Annotated in this window: 17 protein-coding genes, 2 tRNA genes and 1 pseudogene; 7 read left to right on the forward strand and 13 right to left on the reverse strand. The window is 74.6% G+C overall.

Annotated features, from left to right (window positions below; genetic code table 11):
- Positions 1–2 precede the first annotated feature (2 nt).
- The 10 genes from IE98_RS0117430 to IE98_RS0117475 all read right to left on the reverse strand — a co-directional run bounded on the left by IE98_RS0117430 (position 3) and on the right by IE98_RS0117475 (position 11,225).
- A complete protein-coding gene (locus IE98_RS0117430; RefSeq protein WP_030269915.1) occupies positions 3–1,076 on the reverse strand; it encodes an ATP-grasp domain-containing protein in 1,074 nt (357 codons plus the stop codon).
- A gap of 39 nt (positions 1,077–1,115) precedes the next feature.
- Positions 1,116–2,531 carry a KamA family radical SAM protein gene (locus IE98_RS0117435; RefSeq protein ID WP_030269917.1) on the reverse strand — a complete coding sequence of 472 codons (1,416 nt, stop codon included), beginning with the start codon at positions 2,529–2,531 and terminating at the stop codon, positions 1,116–1,118.
- 6 nt (positions 2,532–2,537) lie between these two features.
- Positions 2,538–4,244: a class I adenylate-forming enzyme family protein gene (locus tag IE98_RS0117440; protein WP_030269919.1), complete on the reverse strand. Its 1,707-nt coding sequence runs from the start codon at positions 4,242–4,244 to the stop codon at positions 2,538–2,540.
- Positions 4,245–4,402: 158 nt separating this feature from the next.
- Positions 4,403–5,833, reverse strand: a complete 1,431-nt coding sequence (locus IE98_RS0117445; RefSeq protein ID WP_078661088.1) for a flavin monoamine oxidase family protein — start codon at positions 5,831–5,833, stop codon at positions 4,403–4,405.
- The gene (locus IE98_RS0117450; RefSeq protein WP_078661089.1) at positions 5,830–6,117 is read right to left on the reverse strand and encodes an acyl carrier protein; all 288 of its coding nucleotides are present in this window, start codon (positions 6,115–6,117) and stop codon (positions 5,830–5,832) included. Before IE98_RS0117450 ends, IE98_RS0117445 begins: the two co-directional genes overlap by 4 nt.
- Before the next feature lie 253 nt (positions 6,118–6,370).
- Complete coding sequence (locus IE98_RS0117455; protein ID WP_078661090.1) at positions 6,371–8,011, reverse strand: AMP-binding protein; 1,641 nt, start codon at positions 8,009–8,011, stop codon at positions 6,371–6,373.
- A gap of 353 nt (positions 8,012–8,364) precedes the next feature.
- Positions 8,365–8,444, reverse strand: a tRNA-Tyr gene (locus IE98_RS0117460).
- 27 nt (positions 8,445–8,471) lie between these two features.
- Positions 8,472–8,556, reverse strand: a tRNA-Ser gene (locus tag IE98_RS0117465).
- A gap of 585 nt (positions 8,557–9,141) precedes the next feature.
- Positions 9,142–10,359 carry an esterase/lipase family protein gene (locus IE98_RS0117470; protein ID WP_030269927.1) on the reverse strand — a complete coding sequence of 406 codons (1,218 nt, stop codon included), beginning with the start codon at positions 10,357–10,359 and terminating at the stop codon, positions 9,142–9,144.
- Positions 10,360–10,583: 224 nt separating this feature from the next.
- Positions 10,584–11,225: a TetR/AcrR family transcriptional regulator gene (locus IE98_RS0117475; RefSeq protein WP_078661091.1), complete on the reverse strand. Its 642-nt coding sequence runs from the start codon at positions 11,223–11,225 to the stop codon at positions 10,584–10,586.
- Between the two features lie 95 nt (positions 11,226–11,320).
- Between IE98_RS0117475 and IE98_RS0117480 the strand changes: the two genes are divergently transcribed.
- Positions 11,321–12,820 carry an FAD-dependent monooxygenase gene (locus tag IE98_RS0117480; RefSeq protein ID WP_030269931.1) on the forward strand — a complete coding sequence of 500 codons (1,500 nt, stop codon included), beginning with the start codon at positions 11,321–11,323 and terminating at the stop codon, positions 12,818–12,820.
- A gap of 43 nt (positions 12,821–12,863) precedes the next feature.
- Here IE98_RS0117480 and IE98_RS0117485 read toward each other — a convergent pair whose 3' ends face one another.
- A complete protein-coding gene (locus IE98_RS0117485; protein ID WP_030269934.1) occupies positions 12,864–14,102 on the reverse strand; it encodes an SUKH-4 family immunity protein in 1,239 nt (412 codons plus the stop codon).
- Between the two features lie 109 nt (positions 14,103–14,211).
- Positions 14,212–14,991 (reverse strand): hypothetical protein, encoded by a 780-nt coding sequence (locus IE98_RS0117490; protein ID WP_030269936.1) that lies wholly within the window; start codon positions 14,989–14,991, stop codon positions 14,212–14,214.
- Between the two features lie 165 nt (positions 14,992–15,156).
- Here IE98_RS0117490 and IE98_RS0117495 point away from each other — a divergent pair, with 165 nt between their 5' ends.
- The 3 genes and pseudogenes from IE98_RS0117495 to IE98_RS47955 form a co-directional block, all read left to right on the forward strand.
- Positions 15,157–15,366: a hypothetical protein gene (locus IE98_RS0117495; protein ID WP_030269938.1), complete on the forward strand. Its 210-nt coding sequence runs from the start codon at positions 15,157–15,159 to the stop codon at positions 15,364–15,366.
- On the forward strand, positions 15,363–15,734 hold the full coding sequence (locus IE98_RS0117500) for a hypothetical protein (protein WP_030269939.1): 372 nt from the start codon (positions 15,363–15,365) through the stop codon (positions 15,732–15,734). The genes IE98_RS0117495 and IE98_RS0117500 overlap by 4 nt, the downstream gene beginning before the upstream one ends.
- Before the next feature lie 538 nt (positions 15,735–16,272).
- Positions 16,273–16,454: pseudogene (locus IE98_RS47955) on the forward strand (AMP-binding protein); the annotation flags it as partial.
- Between the two features lie 52 nt (positions 16,455–16,506).
- Here the strand turns inward: IE98_RS47955 and IE98_RS0117510 are convergent.
- Positions 16,507–17,535, reverse strand: a complete 1,029-nt coding sequence (locus IE98_RS0117510) for a substrate-binding domain-containing protein (RefSeq protein WP_052390631.1) — start codon at positions 17,533–17,535, stop codon at positions 16,507–16,509.
- 449 nt (positions 17,536–17,984) lie between these two features.
- Between IE98_RS0117510 and IE98_RS0117515 the strand changes: the two genes are divergently transcribed.
- From IE98_RS0117515 to IE98_RS0117525, 3 genes are all read left to right on the forward strand, one after another.
- Positions 17,985–18,905, forward strand: a complete 921-nt coding sequence (locus IE98_RS0117515) for an Lrp/AsnC family transcriptional regulator (RefSeq protein WP_030269943.1) — start codon at positions 17,985–17,987, stop codon at positions 18,903–18,905.
- A gap of 156 nt (positions 18,906–19,061) precedes the next feature.
- Complete coding sequence (locus tag IE98_RS0117520) at positions 19,062–20,492, forward strand: APC family permease (protein ID WP_078661093.1); 1,431 nt, start codon at positions 19,062–19,064, stop codon at positions 20,490–20,492.
- Complete coding sequence (locus tag IE98_RS0117525) at positions 20,489–22,135, forward strand: amidohydrolase (RefSeq protein WP_030269946.1); 1,647 nt, start codon at positions 20,489–20,491, stop codon at positions 22,133–22,135. Before IE98_RS0117520 ends, IE98_RS0117525 begins: the two co-directional genes overlap by 4 nt.
- Positions 22,136–22,401 lie beyond the last annotated feature (266 nt).

The following is a 22,401-nucleotide window of genomic DNA, read 5'->3' on the forward strand; positions in this document are numbered from 1 at the left end:
TGTCAGCTCGCTTCCGGCTCGGCGGTGGTGGGGGCCTCGCCGCGGTCGGCGAGCCACTTCGCGTGGGCGTCCCGGTAGGCGGTGAAGCGGGCGCGGGTGACGTCCCGCTGGACGGAGCGGTTCGGGTCGTCGAAGTCGGGGGCGATGACGCCGTCCGGTTCGAGTTCGGAGAACCAGAACCGCTCGCCGTCGTGCAGGAAGTCGATACAGAAGAAGGGCATCGGCAGCCGCTCGGCGAACCAGGCGGTGGCGGCGGCGAGCTCGTCCGGGATGTCGGCGAACTGCATGGTGCCGCCGCGGCTGGCGTTGGCGACCGGCGAGCCGTCCTCGGGGATGCGCTTGAGCAGGGCGTACGGCTTGCCGTCGACGACGTAGACCCGGTGGTCGACGGTGCCGTCGCCGAGGTAGGGCTGGACGACGAGGGTGGTGTCGCCGCCCTGGGCGAGGCTGGCGAGGCCGCGGACGTCCTCGGCGCTGCGCGCCAGGTTGATCCCGCCGCCGCCGCACCATCCGGCCGGCTTGACGATGGCCGGGTAGGTCATGCCGCCGAGGGCGACCTCGTACAGGTGCTTGCCGACGTCGCGGCCGGAGCCGATCCGCACGGACGGGATCGGCGGCACCGGTGAGTCGGCGAGGTGGAGCAGGGTGGCCAGCTTGTCGTTGCCGATGAGCGACATCTGCGGCGGGAACGGCAGGTAGAAGCCGGCCTGTTCCAGCACGGCGTACAGGGCGTACTGGTTGAAGACGTCCATCGACTGGTAGGGCAGCGAGTAGAGCGCGGTGACGAAGAGGGTGTCCTGCGGGGTGACCTCCTGGTCGTCGACGTAGACCCGGGGCCGGCGGAGGTCGGTGCCGTCGACGGTGACGGCGTCCGGCGCGTGCCGTGTCCAGCTCATCCCCATCGACTCGGCGACCTCGGCGTACATGTCCCAGAAGTAGTGCTTCCACATGGCGCCGGTGCGGGTCGACTCGCGGTCGGGGAAGATCCAGCACATCCGGCGCAGCGGGCCGCCGGGCGCGGTGTCGGATCCGGTGCCGGGTCCGGTGTCGGGCAGCTGCGGTTGGGGTGGGGTCATCGTCGTCCTCACGGGGGGTGCGGCAGGCGGGTGGGTGCGTCAGCTGGCTCGGTCGCCGGGCGGTGCGGACTGCTCGGACCACCAGCGGCGGCCGGCCTCCGGCAGGGTGTCGACCGGGTCGTAGTAGGGGTGGCGCCGCTCCAGCGGGTCCTCGGGTGCGGTGCCGTCGGGGGCGCCGTCGGGGGTGCGGAGTTCCAGCGCGGTGCGGTAGTTCTTCGTCCAGTAGGAGATGCCGCGTTCGCGGTCGTAGGCGACCGCCTGGTGCACCCACCGTTTGCCGACGTGCGGGACGTCGCAGACCAGCCGCGGGGTGGCGTAGCCCGGCAGGTAGCCCATGATCGCCTCCTGGAGGCGCTGGGCCTGGTGGAGCGGGGTCCGCCAGTGTTCGGCGCCGGGGATCAGGTCGCAGAGGTAGAAGTAGTAGGGCAGGACGTTCGCCTCGCCCTGCAGGGCGAAGCACAGGTCGAGCAGGTCCTCCGGGGTGTCGTTGACGCCGCGCATCAGCACGCCCTGGTTACGGACGTCGCGGACGCCGGCGTCCAGCAGGGCCCTGGCAGCCTCGGCGACCAGCGGGGTCACCGACTGCACGTGGTTGGCGTGGGTGTGCACGGCGAGGTTGACCGAGCGGCGGGCGGCGAGTGCCGCGACCCGGCCGAGTCCGGCGAGGACGTGCGGTTGCAGCCAGTGCTGCGGCAGGCCGACGACGGCCTTGCTGGCGAGGCGGATGTCCCGCACCGAGCCGAGGTCGAGCAGCCGGAGGAGGAAGGACTCCAGCTGTGGCCAGGGCACGTTGGCGAGGTCGCCGCCGGAGACGACCACGTCGCGCACGGCCGGGGTGCGTTTGAGGTAGTCGAGCATCTGCTCCTGCCGGTCGACGGGCCGCAGCACCAGCCGGGTCTTGGCGACCTGGGGGGTGGAGGTGCCGACCAGGTCCATCCGGGTGCAGTGGCCGCAGTACTGCGGGCAGGTGGCGACCAGTTCGGCCAGCACCTTGGTCGGGTAGCGGTGGGTGAGGCCCTCCGCGACCCACATGTCGGCCTCGTGCAGCGAGTCGCGTTCGGCCTTCGGGTGGCTGGGCCACCGCGGGTGCCGGTCGGCGCGCACGGGCAGCATGTAGCGCCGCACGGGGTCGGCCAGGAACGCCTCGGTGAACGCCCCGGGGTCGTGCGGGGCGTGCGGGGCCATGGTGTTGAGCATCTGCGGCGGCAGCAGCAGCGGCATGGTGGCGGACTCGGCCTGGTCGGCGGCGAGTCCCTCGTAGAACCGGTCGGTGAGCAGGGTGCCGGCGACGTCGCGCAGCTGCCGGAGGTTCTTGACGCAGTGCGCGCGCTGCCACTGGGCGTCGCGCCACTGGGCCTCGGTGACGTCGCGCCAGCCCGGCAGCCGGCGCCAGTCCGGCTCGGCCAGGGCGGTCCGTACGTACTGGTACGGCTGCCGGACGGTGTGGTGGTCCATCAGGGGCTACTGGCCGGTGAAGAGGGTGGCGAAGCGGGTGCGGAGTTCGCGCTTGAGCACCTTGCCGGTGGGCCCGAGCGGGAAGTCCTCCGGGGTCCGGGCGATGCTGACGGCGGCGAGTTCGGCGAGCCCGGCCTCGGCGAGCGCCTTGTTGGCGGCCCGCTGGACGTCCTCGGCGGCGGCCTCGGCGGCCCCGGCCTGCAACCGGACGACCGCGACGGGCCGTTGACCCTCCCCCGCGGCTCCCGGGACGCCGACCACCGAGCAGTCCTGCACCAGGTCGTCGCAGTCGGCGAGCAGCACCTCCTCGATCGGCAGGCTGTAGACCGGGCCGTCGGCGGTGTCGATCACGTCGACGGTGCGGTCCAGGTGGTAGAACGCGCCGTCGGCGTCGCGGCGGGCGACGTCGCCGGTGAGCCAGTAGCCGGACAGTTCGAAGGTGGCGGTCAGCCGCGGGTTGTTCCAGTAGCCGGGCGTGCGGGACGGGGTGACGACGCCGAGCATGCCGACGGTGCCGTCCGGGACCTCCCGGCCGTCCTCGTCGAGCACGGCGGCCCGGGTCACCACCTCCAGCGGCCTGCCGACGCAGCGGTCGTTGCGGACGGTCTCGGGCGTGGTGACCTGGCCGAACAGGGCCATGCCCATCTCGGAGGAGCCGAGGCCGTCGATGAACTGCGAACCGGGCAGGGCGGGCTGCTCGGCCTGCTCCTGCGGCAGCAGCCAGGGCTTGATCAGGCCGGTCGGGCGTTCGCCGAGCCGGACCAGCCTGCGGATGTGCCCGTGGTGGGCGCTGTCGCCGGTGTTGAACCAGGAGTGCACCTTCGCCGCGCCGGCCACGGGCAGCTCCCCGGTGGCCAGTTCGACGAAGGTCCGCGGGAAGGACGCGACCATGGTCGGCCGGAAGGCCTCCATGACGGGCTCGACCACGGCGCGCCGCCAGTCGGCCATGACGACGGTGGGCAGGCCGAGCAGGGTGGCGGTGAGGAAGTAGCTGAGCCCGCCCGCGTGGGTGTGCGGCATCAGCGACATCAGCCGGTCGTACGGCTCCGCGGGGAAGCGCACCATCCGCGGCTGCTTGCCGTCCCAGAACTGGCGGTGCGCCAGCATCGTCGACTTCGGCGTGCCGGTGGTGCCGGAGGAGTGGATCAGCGCGACGACGTCCTCGGCGGCGTGCCGGTACGGGTACTGCTCGGGCAGCTGCACGGCGGAGGCGTCGAAGGCCTGGATCTCGGCGGCCATCGCGATGAACCGCGGGCGGCGCTGCGGGTCCTCGCGGTAGGCGGCGGCGAGCCGGGTCGGGTCGTCCGCGACGACACCGACCACGCCGACGTGGTCGAGGTAGCGCACCATCACGTCGTGCCGCATGGCGTCGTTGATCAGGGCGGGGACGGCGCCCAGCGCGGTGAGGGCGAGGAAGTGCAGCAGCGGCTCCAGGCCCTCGCCGACCACGATGCCGACCGGCTCGCCCGGGCGCACGCCGTTCGCCACGTACCAGGCGGCGTAGCGGTCGCGGAGCGCGGCGACGTCGAGCAGGCTGTGGCCGCGCAGCACGACGGCGCCGCGGTGGTCGGTGCGGTGGGTGTACAGGTACGGCACCGCCCGGTTGGGGTTGGCGGCGATGGCGTGGTCGAGGAAGTTGCCGGCGCCGAGCTCGGGCTCGGTCATCAGCTGCTGCCGGGCGGCGAGGGGGGCGATGGACGTCTGCTCGCTCATGTCGCTCTCCTGAGGTGGGCGGGACAATCTGACGATCCGTCAGATCTGCTGGTGCATGGCACCGGTGGAGGTGCGGGTGGGCGGATCGGTGCAGGTGGGGGCGTATGGTGGCGCCGGCCTGCACGGGGTGCGGCGGGGTGCGCCGCGGTGGGGCGGCCTCAGCGGGCGGTGATCTCCGCGACGACCCGGTGGGCGGAGCGGACGGCGCCCTCCATCAGGCCGAAGAACTCGGTGCTGGTCTCGGTGCCGGCCCAGTGGACGCGGCCGTGCGGCGCGGTGAGGGCGGGCCCGTTGCGGAGCCAGTCCCCCGGTCCGAACAGGGCGGCGTAACAGCCGCGGCTGTACGGCTCGTTCACCCAGTCCGTGACGTGGAAGCCGATCGGCTCCGGCAGCATCGGGAACAGCCGGGCGGCCTGCGCGACCGCCGCCGCCCGCTGCCGCTCCGGGTCGAGGGCTGCGAAGCGGTGCGCCTCGCTGCCGGTGACGAACCCGGTCAGCACGCCGACCCCGCCCTCGGCCGGCGAGTCGTCGACGGTCGACAGCAGCGGGCCCTCGGCGTTCACCGACCAGCCGGAGAGGCCGTGCTCGCGCCAGATCGGCGCCGGGTAGACCAGGTTGACCTTGACCGCGCAGCCGCGGGCCGTCCGCTCGCCGGCGCGGCCGACCTGCGGGGCCGGGCTGAACTCCACGGCGTCCGCGAGCAGCGGCGGCACGGCCATCACCACGACGTCGGCGCGGTACGGGCCGCCGGTGGCGTGCACGGTGACCCCGTCCTCGTCCTGGTGGACGGCGGTGACCCGCTCGCCGAGCCGCACCCGCCCGCCCAGCCGCTCGGCCAGCCGCTCGCAGACCAGGTGGGCGCCGCCGGCGATCCGGTCCTGCTGGGCGCCGCCCTCGAAGGCGTTGAGGTAGCGGAGGCCGCCGCCGGAGCGAAGGTAGAACGCCATGTGCAGGACGGAGACGTCGGCCGGGTCGGCGGCCATCATCTCGCCGAGGAAGAGCGGGAAGAACAGCCGGGCGTCCGGGTGCGTCAGGTGCCGGTCCGCCCAGGCGGCGGCGGTGGTGGTGTCCAGCCGGACGGCGTCCGGGGTCAGCCAGGGCGCGTCCGGCCGGACGGCGGCGGTGAGTTCGTCCAGCAGCTCGAACAGGTCGCCGAGCGCGACGGCGTTCAGCGGCGGGAACCGGCCGTCCCGGGTGGCGTCCTCGGCCCCGAGCGCGAAGCGGCTGGCGCCGAGCATCGTCGTCGGCATGGTCTTGAGGCCCAGGCCGGCCGTCAGGGCGAGGAGTTCGGTGTGGCGCTCACCGAGGTAGGCGGCGCCGGCGTCGACCCAGCTGCCGGGTGCGACCTGGAGGCCGTGCATCCGCCCGCCGACCCGGTCGCGGGCCTCCAGCACGGTGACCTCCACGCCGTGCGCCGACAGGCCGGCCGCGGCGGTGAGTCCGGCGAGCCCGGCGCCGACCACGACGGCGCTGCCCGCGCCCGGGGCTCCGCTCGCTCTCGGGACTCTGCTCGCTCTCGGGGCGCCGGACGGGGCCGGAGGGCCGCCGGCGAGGTGGTCGGCGCCGACACCACGGCCGGTGCCGCTCATCGGGCGGCCTCGATCGCCCGGGCCAGGCCCTCGGGGGTGCGGGCCAGCAGGAAGTCCTCGAAGGAGAGCTCGACCCCGTGCTCCCGGGCGACGGCGCTCAGCACCCGGGTGGCGATCAGCGAGTCGCCGCCGAGCTCGAAGAAGTCGGAGTCGGCCGTGACGTCGGAGGTCTCCAGCACGCGTCGGAAGATCGCCGCCACACCCTCGACCCCGTCGCCGGGGCGGGCCTGGACACCGGGAGCGGCGGATGCGCCGGCAGCGGCGTCGGTGGTGTCAACGCTCATGGAGGTCTCCTTTGACCTGGTCGTGCGCCGCGTGCCGGGTTTCGGGCACGGCGGTGCGGTGCGTCGGTGCCGCGTACCGGGGTGTCGGACGGCGGCGGTGCGGTGCGTCGGAGTGCCGCGTGCGGGTGGCGCAGGCGGCGTGCGGATGGCGCGGTGCGGGGTGGCGCGGGGGTGTGCGGGCCGAACGGTGCGGGCCGGCGGGGCCAGCGGTGCGGCGGATGCCGGGCGGGTGGTGCAGGCGGGCGGGTCCGCGTCAGGTGGCGGCGGCGGCCGGGGCGGCGAGCGGGGTGGTCTGCGGTGCGGAGAGCTGCCGGTGCGAGGCGGCCCGGTCCACCTTGCCGCTCGCGGTGAGCACGAGGGCGGGCACGACGGTGATCCGGCCGGGCACCAGGTGGGCGGGCACGGTGCCGCGGAGGTACGACAGGACGTCGGTGTCCAGGGTGCGGCCCGACGCCCCGGCTCGGGGCACCACGTAGGCGACCAGCACCGACCGCCCGGCGAGGGTCGCGCCGGCCACCGCGACGGCGGCCACCCCCGGGTGGCCGGCGATGTGCGCCTCCACCTCCGCGGGGTCCACGCGGATGCCGCGCACCTTGATCTCGCCGTCCAGCCGGCCCTGGTGGGTGAGCACGCCGTCCGGTGCTTCGGCGACCCGGTCGCCGGTCCGGAAGTACCGCTCGCCGTCGATGACGGTGAACCGGGCCGAGGTGGCCTCGGGGAGACCGACGTAGCCGAGCGCCACCGCAGGACCGCCGATGAGCAACTCGCCCTGTTCGCCCAGGCGTTGCACCACGTGCGGGAGTGCCCGGCCGATCGGCGCCCGCGCCGTGCCGTCCCACGCGGGCAGGCCTGCCGGGGCCGCGGGCCCGTGCAGGTCGACCGCGTGCGTGATCATGGTCGTCTCGGTGCAGCCGTAGGTGTTGACCAGACGGATCCGGCCGGTGTCGAGTCGGCTCCAGTCCGCCAGCCGGGCGGGCGCGGCGGCCTCGCCGCCGATGACGAGGGTCCGCACGCAGCCGGGCAGGGCGAGCCCGTCCTCGGCGAGGTGCAGCACGAGTTCGTGCCAGAAGGCGGTCGGCAGGTCGAGGACGGTGATCCCGTTGCGCTCGACCGTCCGCAGGAAGCGGGGGAAGGACCCCGCGTACGCGTCGTCGTCGAGGACGAGGGCCGCTCCGGTGGTGAGGGCCGGCAGGATCTCCTCGAAGCAGGTGTCCCAGTTCAGCGAGGCGAACTGCAGCACGCGGTCCTCGGGTGCCAGGCCGAAGAGTTCGCGCAGCGAGTGGACGGCGGCGGACACCGCACGCCGCGGGGTCGCCACGGGTTTCGGCTGCCCGGTGGAGCCCGAGGTGAAGAGGATGTACGCCGGTGCGTCGGGCCGGTGGGCACCGAGGTGCACAGTCGGGTCGGGTGCCCCGGGCGCGTCCGGCGGGAACGCTTCGCCGTGGACCGGGGAATGCGGCCGGTCGGCTCCCGGGTTTCCCGGAAGGTCTGCCGCGAGGTCCTCGAACGGGCCTGACTCGACTAATTCCAGGCCGAGTCGGACCGCCGCGGCGGGCGCCGCCGCGACCATTCTCCGACAACCGGCCGCCGTCGCCATCGCCCGTTGCCGCTCGACCGGGAAGGCCGGATCGACGGGGCAGTACACACCGCCCGCCGCCAGAACTCCCAACAGCGCCACGACCGTTCCCGGCGCGTGCGTCGCCTCCACGGCGACCGCGCCCGGCTCCGGCCCCAGGCGCACTGCCAGGGTGTTCGCCAGCTCCTGCAGCCGGCGGTAGCTCACGACGCGGCCGCCGTGCACGATCGCCGGACGTTCGGGAAATCGCGCGACGATTTCCGTGAACGCGTCAAACAGGTCGAAGGCGACCCCATTGACGCCTCGAATCTTTGACATGCCCGCCCCAAATTGAATGCTCGCGAGCGACTCCGCGCTCGGCGAACCGGGACTCTACCTTCGAACATGCGTAGCCACAATGGTTGTTGAGTTGATCTGTGCGAGAGCTTGTGCTTGAAACGTGAACGGGTGCGGCCGATCACCGCCCACTCCCGTCCATTTGCGGGATCCGGACCCCTTGGCCAACGGTTTCCGCTACAGAGAACCGGAGTTGACGATCCGACAGCGACGCGGGGAGCCGCCCGACGGCGGCCGGCACCACTCGGCACTGACAGCCCTGCGGAGTGCCACCGCCTCCCGACCGGCCGACGCGCCGGGTCGGCGGGGCGGACCGTCGGTGACGGCATCGCGGGTGGGCGAGGACGGATTCGAACCGTCACAGCCGGAGCGGGGGCTTTACAGGCCCTTGGGCTCTCCTTTGCCCAGCTCGCCCTTGGTGGAAGAGGTCGTGAAACGTGCGCGGAGAGTGCGCGGATCGAACGCGCGCGGGTGCGACCCCGACGACGGCTTAGCAAGCCGCCGCCTTACCACTCGGCCAACTCTCCCGGTACTGCACGGCCGGACGGGGATTCCGACTTCGGCCTTCCCGATCCGTCGTCAGGCGTGCTTCCGACTGCACCGTCCGGCATTGCCGGGCGCACGGAAAGGGCCGCCCGGCCGGGGGTGCTCCCCGTGGGCGGCCCGGCAACAGCGCCGGTCAGCACACTACGAGGACGTCCCGCCGATCCGGGAACTCGAGGAGCGCCGATACGACTGGACACGGTCGAGGGTCTTCATGTTCGCGCTCCTTCCTGGGCCTGTGCGGCGCGATGGATCCACTGTGCAGCACCACCACCGCGGCGGACAAACGCTTTTCGGCACCCCGCGGCCGACCGTCGTCCGTACCGTCTGCTTCGATCCGTTCGGAACAGAGCACGCGATTCCCGCCCGACGGCCGGGGACGGCACGACGGAATGGAGGGGCCATGACCGCTCGCGCGGATCACCCGGCGCGGGATCTCCTGGCGTACACACCGGACGCCGACCGGCCGACGTCCTGCCGGGCAGCCGGAACGCCGGCGGCGCGCCCGCTCGGTGGCGGGCGCGCCGGTCGGTCCGGGGTGCGTCCGTCGGTGCCGGGCGCGGTTCGGATCAGTCGGGCAGGCGGTCCAGGATCCATTCGCCGAGTTCACGCGTGACGGCGGTGTGCTCGGTGGTGGTGCTGGAGCACAGGAAGTCGTCGAGGTCGCTCTCGGACGGGTCCAGGTCGTCGATGGTGGCGTACAGGGCCTTGTTGTCGTCGAGGTCCCGGATGGAGACCGCGCTGACGGAGGGGACGAAGCAGACGTGTTCGTGGCGCAGGTCGACCTGGGCCCCGAACTTCTCGAGCATGTCGGCGAGGATGCCGTAGGAGCGCAGCGTGCCGCCCGGGGCTCCGTCGAGCTCGGGGAAGCCGTTGGTGGTGACGGTCTTCTCGGCCTTGGGGAAGCGGCGCTTGAGTTCGGCGACGACGGTGTTGTCGCCCTGGGCCTGGGCGTAGAAGGTGGTGCCGGGGTAGATCCGGTTCACGGTGAGGGTGATGTCGCCGGGTTCGACGGCGAGTCCGGTGCCGTCGCCGCGGCCGTTGGCGACGCCGATCAGCCGCGGGATGCGCGGCCAGCCGCCGAGCCGTTCCAGCTGCTGCAGGAACTCGATGCGCTCGGGGGCCACGCCGATCGTCCCCGTGGCCGGGTCGTAGTGGCGCCAGAGCATCTGCCGCGCGGCCGGGCTGTCCATCTGCCGCGCGAAGTCGTTGGGCACCGGGATGAAGTGGGAGAAGGCCTGGAGTCCGATCGGGACGACGCCGCCGCGGTGCGGGCTGTCGTACGAGAAGTAGAGCCGGGTGCGGTGGTCCATCCGCTGCATCTCCAGCCGCGCCAGGGCGTAGCGGGTGATGATGCCGCCCATGCTGAAGCCGCCGACCGTCAGCCCGGCGGAGCCCAGCTGCTCGGCGTTGGTCCGCATGATGCAGGCGGTCGCGGCCTCGGCGTTGACCATGATCGAGGCGGAGCGCTCGTCGAAGCCGAGCAGGACGACGTCGCGGCCGCGCCGGCGCAGCTCGGTCAGGAAGGGGTAGTCGCGGTCGAGGCCGGCGTAGAGCCAGGTGAGGTCGCTGCGGCCGAGGTTGAAGCCGTCGGCGATGATCACGGGCCGGGTGATGCCCTGGTGGCCTTCGCCGTAGAAGACGTGGGCGAAGCCGTGGGGCAGCTGCCACTCCTCGTCGGGCGTGGGTACGGGGTACGGGAGCGGGGTGGGGGCGGTGGAGTCCAGCGGGGCCGCGAGGGTGAAGGCGCCGACGCTCTGCTCCGCCTTCTCGTCCTGGTCGGACAAGGGGGTACCTCCTTCGGGTACGCACGGGCCGCGGCAGCCGCGGGACGGGGCTGAGGACCGCAGGCCCGTGCGGGTGACGGGAGCATCATCGGACGGCACGGTCGACCCCGGGCGGTTCCCACGCGAACCGTTCCCCTCGACGGACCATTGGTCGGCTGATCACACGAACGTCGCCCAGGGTGGGTGCACAGCGGGGAGGACGGGCGCAGCACACCGGCCGCGGGTCACCGTCGCGGCGTCAGGTCCCGCAGCCCGTTCGCCAGGAGCGCGTAGGCCTGCTCCGCGTCGGCGACCGCAGCCGGGTAGCGGGCGTCGGCGGGTTCGCCGGCGGCCAGGAGCGCGGCGTTGTCCTGGGCCAGCACCCACTGGACGGCGACGATCTGGACGGCGGCGAGCCGCGCGGCGAGCCCGGGGACGTCCGCCGTCTCCCGGAGCGCCTCGGTGAGCGCCCGCTCGGCACCGGCTTTGAAGCGGTCCATCCGGGCGGCCAGGGTGGGTGCGTCCTGGATCATCCGGGTCAGCCGCAGGACGTGCGGGTGGTCGTTGAGGCCGGTGATCGGGTCCCGTTCGCGCAGCCCGTGCAGGAAGTGCTCGCGCAGGGCGGTCAGCGGGTCGACGTCCGCCGGGCGGGCCCGCACGACGCGGGCGGCCTCGGCCTCGTGGTCGGCGAGGCGCTGCAGCACGAGGTCTTCCTTGGTCGGGAAGTACGCGAAGAGCGTGCGCTTGGACACCTCGGCCGCCTCGGCGACCTGGGCCACCGAGACCTGGTTGAAGCCGTGTTCGAGGAAGAGGGCGATCGCCGCGTCGGAGATCGCCGCGCGGGTCCGCCGCTTCTTGCGTTCCCGCAGCCCTGGTGCGCCGTCCACGGCAGTCAACCTAGCAGAGACGGCAACCGGGGATATTTCTGCACCTGGTATATATTTGCCCTGAGGCGAGAGATCGGACGAGCGGAGTGAGGACCATGACCCGGACCGGGATCGACACCGAGGTCGCCGTCGTCGGCGCGGGACCGGCCGGCCTGATGCTGGCCTGCGAGCTGGCACTGGCGGGGATCGACACCGTGGTGCTGGAGCGGCTGCCCCGGCGCGTGGAGCAGGCGAAGGGCGGCGCGATCCAGCCCCGCACCGCCGAACTGCTGGAGATGCGCGGGCTGCTGGAGCCGATCCGGCGACGGACCGCCCCCGGCGAGCCGGTCGGCGGACACTTCGCCGCCCTGCCGGTGCCCCTGGACTGCACCCCCTGGCACACCCGGCACCCCTGCCCGATCACCCTCCCCCAGTGGGAGATCGAGCAGGTGCTCGAAGCGCGGGCGACCGCCCTCGGTGCCCGGATCCTGCGCGGCGCGGCCGTCTCCGCGGTCGACCAGGACGAGGACGGCGTGGTCGTCGCGGCGGACGGCCTGCAGGTGCGGGCACGCCACCTGGTGGCGTGCGACGGCGGCCACAGCACGGTGCGCGGCCTCCTCGGCCTCCCGTTCCCCGGCCGGCCGGGCACCCAGCGGGCGGTGCTGGCCGACATCCGGCTGTCCGCCGTCTCCCCGCCGGTGCCGCAGCGACTCGGACACATCAGCACCCTGACCCGCCGGGCGGGCGACCACTGGGCGGTGCTGGCCCCGCTCGGCGACGGCCGCTACCGCTTCACCTTCGGCCGCACGGGCCAGGAGGCCCCCGCCCGCGAGACCCCCGTCACCCGCGAGGAGATCGCCGAGGCACTGCGGGCCCTGTACGGGGAGGGGACCGTGCTCGGCGCGGTGGACAACTCCTCACGGTTCGGCGACGCCACCCGGCAGCTGGACCAGTACCGCACCGGCCGGGTCCTGTTCGCCGGCGACGCCGCGCACGTCCATCCGCCGCTCGGCGCCCAGGGCCTCAACCTCGGCATCCAGGACGCCGTCAACCTCGGCTGGAAGCTCGCCGCCACCGTCCGGGGCCGCGCACCGCACGGCCTCCTGGACAGCTACCACGCCGAGCGGCACCCGGTCGGCGCGCAGGTCCTGCACCACACCTCGGCCCAGCGCGTCCTGGCGGACCCGGACCCGGGCGAGGACGTGGCCGCGCTGCGCGACATCGTCGTCGACCTGCTGCGCCTGCCCGACGCCAACCGCCACATCGCGGGGCTGATGTCCGGCCTCGCACTGCGCTATCCGCTGAACGGCGCCCACCCGCTGACCGGCGGGCGCGTGCCGGACACCGAGCTCACCGGCGGCGCCGGTACCGTCCGGCTGTCGTCGCTGTTCGCGGCGGGGCACGCCGTCCTGCTCGACCTCGCGGGAGCCGTCCCGGAGGGTCTGCCGCTCCCGCCGCGGGTCGACCTCGTCCGCGCCACCTGCACCGAGGGGCCGGGCGCGGCCGCCCTGCTGATCCGCCCCGACGGCTACGTCTGCTGGGCCACGGACGGGCCGGCCGCCGACCCGGACGAGGTGCTCGCCGCCGTCGCCGACCACCTGGTGCGGCTGCCCTGACCGGCCGTCCGGCGGGCCGCCGGCAGGGCGCCGGCGGAAGCCGTCAGGCGCCCAGCGAGTAGCAGTGGTCCTCGGTCTGCCCCAGCCACCACCATTCGTCGTCCTCCGCCTCGGCCGCCGCCTCGGGATCGATCCGGACGAGCGAGTCGCGGACGAAGGCGAGGAAGGCGTAGTGCTCCCCGAATGCGTCGCCGCCACGGGTCGCCCGGCCGACCGAGAGGCAGAGCGCCCAGTCGGTCATCGCCAGGCAGGCGGCGAAGGCGGTGAACGAGGTGTTGACCGTGTCGCCGTACCCGTCGACGATCCGGCCGGTCGCGAGGTCGAGCCACAGGGCCGGCTCGCCGTGGACCTCGGCGATCACCAGGCGGCCGTCGGTGACGGTGAGTTCCTTCATCGCCCGGTCGGTTTCCAGCCAGCCGAGCGCCGAGATCCGGGGCAGCCCGAACGTCGCCAGCGGCCGGGCCGGCGCCGCGTCACCGGTCGCCGCGGCGAGTTGCCCGGGGTCGGCGAGGACCACGCCGCCGTAGTACGGATGCACGTCCTCGGGCGTGAGCCGCGCGGCGTCCCACCAGACGTCCCGGGGCAGGAGGTTGGGCGCGGTCTCCCGGAGGTGCGCGCCCGCGGCCGCGTCCTGGCCGGAGACCGCCGGTGACGGTGCGGCCGGCGGTCCGAAGTCGAAGAGCGCGGCGCCGCTGTAACCCGCGATCAGTACCCGGTCGCCGGGCAGCACGTGGACGTCGTCGTCGTGGGCCACCGGGTAGAGCGCGTGGACGGTGGCCGCGCCGGCCCGGGTGACGGTGACCTCGACCATCGAGTTGAGCGGGTCGCCGGTGTCCAGCGCCGAGTCCGGGGCGGCCGGCGGCTCCGCCCGGGCCGGTTCGTCCGGCGACGGCTCGCCGAGCGGGGCGCCGTCCTCCAGCGCGTACCACCGGTAGGTGTGGTCGTAGCGCGACCGCAGGCAGACCTCGCTCCCGCCGGCCCGGAAGCCGTGCAGGGCGACCGGCCCGGTCCAGCCCGGCGCGACGGCGCCGGTGTCCCACACCTCGATCGGCCGCCAGTGCGCCCACACCACCCGCCAGGGCATCGCGAGGCCGAGGCCGTCCAGCCACGCGGCGAGCGCACCGTCACCCCGCACCAGGGCCGCGAACCGCAGCCTCGCCGCCCACTCCTCCGGCCCCGCACCGTCGTCCGTCCCGTAGACCCGGGCGACCTCCGCGAGCGCCTCCTGATGCTCCGCCAGCCGCTCCGGAAACCCGTCCGGCCGCCACGCCGCCGTCCCCATGCCCCGCTCCCCCGTTCCCCGATGATCTTCGACCACGAGCCTACGGCACCCCGCCGACGACCCTCGGAGCCCGTCCGGACGGCGGCGGGCGGACGGCCGCCGACGGTCGTCAGTGCCCTGCGGAGGCACCGGCCCCGGGGGCACTCGCGGCGGCGACGAGGCGGTGGATCTGGGCGTTCACCAGGTCTGCCCGCAGCACCGGCGCGTTCGCGGTGTCGTCGGCGGTGAGGAAGAGGGCGCGGTTGTCGCCGACCGCCGCGTAGAGGTAGTCCCGGGTGACGCCCCCGGGGGAGAGCTGCGCGCCCGTGGCCGTGACGATCCGGAACCCGACGGCCGGTGCCTCCAGCCCCTCGGTCCCGACCGCCTCGACCTGCACCTGCGGTCCGCTCGCCAGCCGGAAGCCGGTGCACCCGCCGCCGTACACGGCGGAGGCGAGGGCGTCGTAGCGTTCCCTGCCCCCGGCGGCCCCGAGCAGGCCCAGCCGGGTGAGGCCCCCGAGGACGTTGTTCCCGGTGACGTGGTAGTAGCGTCCGACCGATTCCTCCTCGGAGAAGAGGGCGAGGACCGGTGCACAGGCCGGGTACTGCCGTGCCGTCGCGGCCACCGCGTCGGCACCGCCCTCGGAGGAATCCTCGGCAGGCTGGGAGGTGATGCCGGGCGGCAGGTCCTCGCCGGACAGCAGCAGGTCCGTCAACTGCTCGGGGGACAGTGCCGCGAGGCTCCGCCACGGCGCGGTGCCGGGCCGCGCGGTCGACGGCGCCGGGGCCGTGACGGCGGTATCGCCGGCCGTTCCCGGCGCGGGGGCCGGTGCGGGTGCGGACGAGCAGCCGGCCGCGAGGGCGAGCAGGGCGATCAGTACCGGGGCCGTACGGGCGGCGGGCCGTGCCAAGGTCTCTCCTGGTGTCTCCGGTCCGCCGGAGACGAACCTCCGGCGGGCGCCGGTCATTATGGCCGCCCCGCGGAGCGGACCGCTCCGGAGTTTCCTGCGGGCGCCCGCCCGGGAACGGGCCCCGGCGCCCTCCTCCACCCTGCTATCACCTGCTATCTTCGAGGTATGGCGAAGACCCAGGTGAATCTCCGCATGGACGAGACCGTCGCCGAGATGGCCCGGCACGCGGCCGAGACCCGGCGGATGCCGGTGAACGACTACGTCGCGCAGCTGATCCGGGACGACAACGAGAAGCTGCGCGAGGTCTTCATGGCCGGGGCGCAGGAGGTGCTCGACGAGTACAGGGACCTGCTCGACGGGATCGAGGCCGCGTGATCCTCCACGTCGATCTCGCCTGGATCCTGGAGGTCGCCGAGCGGGCCGGGGTGGGCGATCCGGCGCCGGTGGACTACGGGGTCGCGATCTCCGCGGTGGAACGGCACCGGGCCGTGGTCGCCGGGCAGGAGGTCTATGACGGGCCGTTCGCCCGGGCCGCCGCGCTCGCCCACACCCTGGGCCGGCTGCCGTGGCTGGAACGGTCGAACCTCCGGGTGGCGGTCGCCGTCGCGCACGGCTACCTGCTGGCGAGCGGTGTCTCCGTCAAGCTCGACCAGGAACGGGTCTCCGCCGTGGCCGACGAACTCCGGCGCCCCGCCTCCTCCGCGGCCGACCTCGCCGCCGCGCTCAGGACCTGGCTGGTCTGAGGGCGGCCCCGCGGAGCCCGTCCCGACCGGGCTCCCGACGGGTGGAAGCCGCGGGACGCACGGCGCGTCCGACCGCGTCCCGCCGTCCGGCCCGTACCGTCGGAGGCGGAGGGGCCACCGCCCCTTCCGCGCCGGCCCGGCCGCCCTGCCCCCTACTCAGGTCGCGGCCCGGGCCGCGCCTCGTGCCGGCCCGCGGACCGGCTGGCGACCCGGGTCCGGTCCGCGGACGGTCGGTCACGAGGCGGCGGACGTCCGCGATGTGCGGGCCACCAGGAAGGTCTGCGGGGTCTTCTCGGGGGAAGGGGCCGTCCTCGTCGCAGGCGCGCAGCGTCCGGGAGATCACCGGCAGGCCGGCGGCCTCCGGCAGCTCGGCGACCTGTTCGGGCCGGCGACGGTGGAAGACCAGGTCGATGCCGTGGCCGAAGGCCTCGGTCCGGCGCCGGGGCACCTCGCCGACCTGGAACGCGACCAGCAGGCAACCGCCGGGGGCGAGCACCCGGCGGAACTCCGCGAACACCGCCGGCAGCCGCTCGTCGGGGACCTGTGGTGGCACGACCTGGTGGACCGGCAGTCGCCGGAGCACGAGGCGCAGCCGTTCGACGCCGAGCACCCGCTGTACATCATGTACGCCTCGGGGACGACGGCGAAGCCGAAGGCCATCCCCTGCACACCTCGGGCGGCTACCTGACGCAGGTGGCGTGGGCGAGGGGTAGGAGCTTTCCCACGGGACGACGGGCCACCCGGTGGCCGCACGGGGCAGCCTCGCTCCGGGTCAGCCGCAGGCGGCGCCCGAGGCGCGCCAGGTGTCCGGGTCGACCATGGCGGTGGGCGCGAAGGCCTCGGCGGGGAAGGGTCTGCCGTTGCGCACCTTGTCGTACATCGTCTGCACGGCGAGGGCGCCGACGTCCCGGCCGCTGACCGCGAGGGCGGCCCGCATGGCGAAGCGGTCCCCGTTCTGCCAGTCCCGGCAGGCGAGGTAGCCGCCCAGCCCGACGCCGATGACGTCGGTGTCGGGGACGCCGGCGGCCCGCAGCGCGGCGAGACCGCCCCGGACGTTCTCGTCGTTGCAGCCCCACACCACCCAGTGCTCGGGGTTGCCGGCCTCGGCGGCCGTGGTGGAGGCGACGGCGGTTCGGGCGCCGTCCGGGGTGTTGTCGGTGGTGACGTTCAGGGTGCGGACCTGGCCGGCGTCCTGGAGGAAGGCCAGCCTGGCGGCGTCGACGCGTTCGCGGCAGACGCTGAGGTCCATCCTGGCCGCGGCGACGATCCGGGTGTCCGCGGCCTTCCACCCGGCCTTGCGGTACTCCTCGGCGGCGCGCCGGCCGACCTCCTCCCCCATCCGGGCACCGCTGTAGCCGACCCGGGGCACGAGCTTGCGCCGGGCGCAGATGCCGGGGTCGGCGAGGTCGGCGCAGATCTGGTCGTCGGAGGCCAGCAGTTCGATCCGGGCGTCGTGGGCGATCCGCACCAGCTGCGGTCCGAGCGCCGGGTCGGGCACCGCCACGACGACGCCGCTCGCCCCGTGGGCGGCGGCGGTGCGGACGGCGTCGAGGGTGCGGGCGGCGTCCGTGCCGACATCCACCACCTCCAGGTCGATGCCGAGTCGGGAGGCCCGTTCCCGGGCGCCGTCCGCCTCGTCCCGGAAGTACTGCTGGTCGCCCTGCTTCTGGATGTAGGCGACGGAGATCCTGCGGGGCCGGCCGGTCTCGGGGCCCTGGACGGTGCAGGCGCCGAGGGTGGCGATGGCGGCGAGCACGGCGACGGCGCCGGCCGGCTTCGGGGGGAGGGGGTGGCGGGGCATGGCGACCTCGGGCGGGTTCGGGCTCCCGGTCGGCGGCCGGGGCGGCGGGACGGCGACGGGAGTGGCGGGCGGGACGGTACGACAGCAAGAACGCGACAGGGGTGCGTGAGGGAACGCGGGCGGCCGGACGGGGCCTTGACGCGGTGTCGGAGCGTGCGGTGTGATGCTGCCGCGCGTTCGGTTCTGTTGGAGTGTGGGGTTTTCTGATGGGCGAACGCGGTGCTCGGCCTGCCCGCAGTGCGGGCCCGCGCACTCCGCACACCGCCGGCGCGGCGCGCCCGACTCGTCCCCGGGTGCACCGCGCCGGCGGGCCGGCGGTGGCGCCCTCGGCCCTGCGGCGCATCCCCGCCGGCCCCCCGCCCGCCCGCGGCCGGTGCGGCCGTCCCGGCCCGGCGCACTACGCTCGGCGCAGCGGTGGTGCGCAGGTCTGCGGGAAGGGTGTGGCGGCGGTGCTGGACGGGCTGGATGCGGCGCTGGTGCGCGAGCTGCAGCGGGACGGCCGGGTGAGCTACCAGCGCCTGGCCGAGCTGCTCGGCGTCTCGCGGGAGGCGGCGCGGGCCCGGGTGCACCGGCTGACCGCCTCCGGGGCGGTGCGCGCGGTGGGGATCGTCCGGCCGTCGGTGGTCGGCATCACGGCCGTGGCCCATGTGTCGCTCGCGGTGGAGGGCCCGGCGCGGCCGGTCGCCGAGGCCGCTGCGGCCCGTCCCGCGACGTCGTTCGTCTCCTGCACGGCGGGCGGCGGCGCGGTGGTGGCCGAGGTCCGGGTCGCGGACGACCGCGCGCTGGAGCGCGAGTTCACCGCGTTGCGCGGTGTCCCGGGGGTGCACGGGATCGAGGTGTTCCGCTGCGCGGAGCTGCTGCGCGACGCGTACTCGCCGCTGCCGGGCGGGCCGGCGGCGCCGCGGCCGGCCGAGGGGCCGCCACCGCCGGTCGACGAGACGGACCGGGTGCTGCTCGGTCTGCTGCAGGTGGACGGGCGGGCCTCGTTCGCGGCGCTGGCCGAGCGGGTCGGGCTGTCGCAGCCCGCGACCCGGGCCCGGGTGCTGCGGCTGCTGGAGTCGGGGGCCGTCCACGTGACCGGGCTGGTCGCCTCGCAGGCGCTCGGGGTGCGGGAGGCGGTCGGCGTGGGGCTGGGGGTGCGGGGCGGTGCCCGGGAGGCGGCCGCGCTCGCCGTCGGACTGCCGGGGGTGAACTACGTGGCGGCGGGCCACGGCCGCTTCGACGTGGTCTGCGGGGTGGACGCCGCCGACCGGGCCGCCCTGCTCGGCACCCTGGACGTGCTGCGCGCCCTGCCGGGCGTGGTCCGCGCGGAATCCTGGTACCACCTCGACATCGTGAAGGAGACGTACAGCTACGATCTCCCGGCCTGACCGGCGGATCGGTCGCTGCCACCGGCACCTCCCTACGAATCGCCGGTGAAGGCGCGAATCACCTGCGGAAATGTTCCCGCAGGCCATTGACGCGGTGTTTTCGCCCGGCATTGAATGACCGGCGTCCCCCTCTCCCTCACCCTGCCGGGACGGCTGATGTCCAGATCCCCCCGGAGCGGCGTCGCCGCGCTCCCCCGCTCGCTCGGCGTCTTCGGCGGCGTCCTGCTGACCCTCTCCTGCGTGACCCCGGCCTCCTCGCTGTTCATCGTGGTGCCGCCGCTGCTGCAGACCCAGGGCAGCGGCGCCGTCCTCACCCTGCTGATCGCCGCGCTGCTCTCCCTCGGCGTCGGCTTCTGCTACGCGGAGCTCGGCACGCTCGTCCCCAGCGCCGGCGGCGAGTACTCGATCGTCGGGCAGCTGCTCGGCCGCCTCGCCGGCTGGCTGGTCTTCGTGATCTCCGTGGTGTCGCTGCTGGTGATCCCGCCGATCATCGCGCTCGGTACCGCCGGCTACCTGTCGTCCGTGGCCTCGCTCGACCCCGCGGTCACCGGTGCCGTGGTGATGGCCCTCGCCGTCGCCGTCGGCGTGCTGGACATCAAGTCCAACGCGCTGATCACCGGCCTCTTCCTCGGGCTGGAGGTGCTCGCCGCGGCCGTGGTCAGCGTGCTCGGCCTCACCCACGTCCACCAGCCGCTGGGCAGCCTGGTGCACGCCGCCGTCCCGGACGGCCACGGCGGCACCGGCCCGTTCACCGCGGGCCTGCTGGTCTCCGGCCTCGCCGTCGCCCTGTTCACCTACAACGGCTTCGGCACCGCCGTCTACCTCTCCGAGGACCTCCGCGACCCCCGCCGCACGGTGGCCCGCACGGTGCTCTGGTCGCTGCTGGCCGGCGTCGTGCTGATCACCGTGCCGGTCGCCGCGATCTGCCTGGGCGTCGACTCGCCCGACCGGCTCGCCGCCGGCGACCTCGTCGCGGTCGTCGACTCCTGGGCGGGCAGCACCGTCGGCACCTTCGTCAGCCTCTGCATCGCCGCCGCCATCCTCAACGCGGTGATCGTCATGGTGCTGCAGAACGGCCGGGTGCTGTACGCCTCCGCCCGCGACCGCACCTGGCCCGACCCGGTGAACCGGGTGCTCGGCTCGCTGCACCCCCGGTGGGGCTCGCCGTGGGCCGCGACGCTGGCGATCGGCCTGCCCGGCGTCGTCCTCGCCCTCGCGGTGCCGATCGACGCCCTGCTCGGCTTCACCGGTGTCGTGGTCGCGGTGATCTACCTGCTGCTCGGCTGCGCCGCGCTGACCGCCCGGCGAGCCCGCCACCGCGCCGTGCCCGCCTGGCGGATGCCGCTGTGGCCGGCCGTGCCGCTCGTCACCATCGCCGTCCTCGGCTACTCGCTCACCCAGCAGACCGCCCGCGACCTGCTGATCACCGGCGGCATCCTGCTCGCCGGCGCGTGCTACTGGTTCGCGTACCTGCGGCCGCGCAGCGCCACGCACTGGGTGCTCAGCCTGCCCGCCGACGTGGCCGGCGAACCCGAGCCCGCCGGCGCCGACGGCGCCGCCGCCCCGCTGAACGGAGCCCGGCTGTGACCCGCCCCGCCGACCTCGTCCTCCACAACGCCCACGTCCACACCGTGGACGACGCCCGTCCGCGCGCCGAGGCCGTCGCCGTCCGCGACGGCCGGATCGCCTGGGTCGGCGACGGCGACGGCTGGCGCGCCTTCGCCGGCCCGGACACCGAGACGGTGGACGCCCGCGGGCGGCTGGTGCTGCCCGGCTTCGTCGACAGCCACAACCACGTCCGGCTGGGCTCCGACGCCGACTGCGTCCAGCTCGCCGGCGCCGGCAGCCTCGACGAGATCGGCGCCCGGATCGCCGACCGGCTGCGCACGCACCCGGACGCCGAGTGGATCGAGGGCGAGGCATTCGACTACTCGGCGATCCCGGGCGGCCGGATGCCCACCGCGGCCGACCTGGACCGCTTCACCGGGGACCGGCCGGCCTTCGTGCTCAGCTACGACGTGCACACCGCCTGGCTGAACACCGCGGCGCTGCGCCGCCTCGGGATCGGCCGCGGCACCGAACGGACCGCGTACGGCACCGTGCAGAAGGACCCGGCGACGGGCGAACCGACGGGCTTCCTCACCGACTTCGCGGTGCGCGGACTCTCCCGGGACGGCCACCGGGCGCTGCGGGCGGCCGGCGCGCCCTGGGCGGATCCGGACCGCCAGTACCGGCGGCTGGCCGGCAGCCTCGACATGGCCGCCCGGTACGGCATCACCACGGTGGTGGAGCCGCAGAACTCCCTCGACGACCTGCCGCTGTTCGAACGGGCGCTCGCCGAGGGCCGGCTGCGGTCCCGGCTGGTCGCCGGGCTCTTCCACCCGCGCGGCACCACCGCCGAGGACCTGGCGGCGTTCGCGGCGGCCGCCCGGCGCCACGCCTCCGACCGGTTCCGGGTCGGACCGCTGAAGCTGTACATCGACGACGTGGTGGAGCCGCACACCGCGGCCCTGCTGGAGCCGTACGCCGGGCACCACAGCCACCGCGGGGAGACCTTCTACCCGCCGGAGGAGTTCGCGGAGGTGCTGGCCGGGCTGGACGCGGCCGGCTTCCAGGCCTTCGTGCACGCCACCGGGGACCGCGGGATCCGCACCGTGCTGGACGCGGTGGCGCACGCCCGGGCCGTCAACGGGCCGAACGACGCCCGGCACCAGGTCGTCCACGTGGAGTGCCTCGACCCGGCCGACGTGCCGCGCTTCGCCGAACTCGGTGTCGTCGCCTGCATGCAGCCGCGGCACTGCTCGCCGGACATCGCCGGCCCGGGCCGGGACTGGGCCGAGGCGGTCGGCGAGCACCGCTGGAACAAGGCGTGGCCGATGCGCAGCCTGCACAGGTCCGGCGCGGTGCTCGCGCTGTCCAGCGACTGGAACGTCGCGGAGATGGACCCGCTGGTCGGCCTCTACACCGCGGTGACCCGTCGCGGCCTGGCCGGCGGCGAGCCGTGGATGCCGGAGGAGACGCTCGACCTGGCGACCGCGCTGCGCGGCTACACCCTCGGCAGCGCGTACGCCGTCCACCTGGAGCAGGAGCTCGGCAGCGTCACCCCGGGCAAGCTCGCCGACCTGGTGATGCTCTCCGACGACCTGTTCGAGCTGGAGCCGAGGGCCTTCCTCGACGCCCGGGTGGAGCTGGGCGTGCTCGGCGGCGAGGTCGTCCACCGGGCCGCCTGACGGACCGTCGGCGCTCCGCAGCGTGCGCAAACGCGGGCCCGCACCCCCTCCCCCGGGGTGCGGGCCCGCGGCGCGTCGGCCCGGGACGCCCGGGCGGGCGCGGCGGGCTCCGGCCGTCGGAGATGAGCTGGGCGAGTCCCTTGTAGGCGGCGAGGCCGGCCAGGGTGGCGATGGTGGGGTTGACGCGGCCGTAGACGATGACCAGTCCGTTGAGGACGCCGACGAGGATGCCGACGGCGACGGCGGCGGCCATGCCGACGAGGGGG

The organism is Streptomyces sp. NRRL B-24484, assembly GCF_000717715.1.
In the GTDB taxonomy this organism is placed as follows: Bacteria; Actinomycetota; Actinomycetes; order Streptomycetales; family Streptomycetaceae; genus Kitasatospora.

Coding starts and splice junctions, on each gene's coding strand:
- IE98_RS0117430 (WP_030269915.1), bottom strand. CDS start 1,076: ATGACCCCACCCCAACCGCAGCTGCCCGACACCGGACCCGGCACCGGA.
- IE98_RS0117435 (WP_030269917.1), bottom strand. CDS start 2,531: ATGGACCACCACACCGTCCGGCAGCCGTACCAGTACGTACGGACCGCC.
- IE98_RS0117440 (WP_030269919.1), bottom strand. CDS start 4,244: ATGAGCGAGCAGACGTCCATCGCCCCCCTCGCCGCCCGGCAGCAGCTG.
- IE98_RS0117445 (WP_078661088.1), bottom strand. CDS start 5,833: ATGAGCGGCACCGGCCGTGGTGTCGGCGCCGACCACCTCGCCGGCGGC.
- IE98_RS0117450 (WP_078661089.1), bottom strand. CDS start 6,117: ATGAGCGTTGACACCACCGACGCCGCTGCCGGCGCATCCGCCGCTCCC.
- IE98_RS0117455 (WP_078661090.1), bottom strand. CDS start 8,011: ATGTCAAAGATTCGAGGCGTCAATGGGGTCGCCTTCGACCTGTTTGAC.
- IE98_RS0117480 (WP_030269931.1), top strand. CDS start 11,321: ATGACCCGGACCGGGATCGACACCGAGGTCGCCGTCGTCGGCGCGGGA.
- IE98_RS0117485 (WP_030269934.1), bottom strand. CDS start 14,102: ATGGGGACGGCGGCGTGGCGGCCGGACGGGTTTCCGGAGCGGCTGGCG.
- IE98_RS0117495 (WP_030269938.1), top strand. CDS start 15,157: ATGGCGAAGACCCAGGTGAATCTCCGCATGGACGAGACCGTCGCCGAG.
- IE98_RS0117510 (WP_052390631.1), bottom strand. CDS start 17,535: ATGCCCCGCCACCCCCTCCCCCCGAAGCCGGCCGGCGCCGTCGCCGTG.
- IE98_RS0117520 (WP_078661093.1), top strand. CDS start 19,062: ATGTCCAGATCCCCCCGGAGCGGCGTCGCCGCGCTCCCCCGCTCGCTC.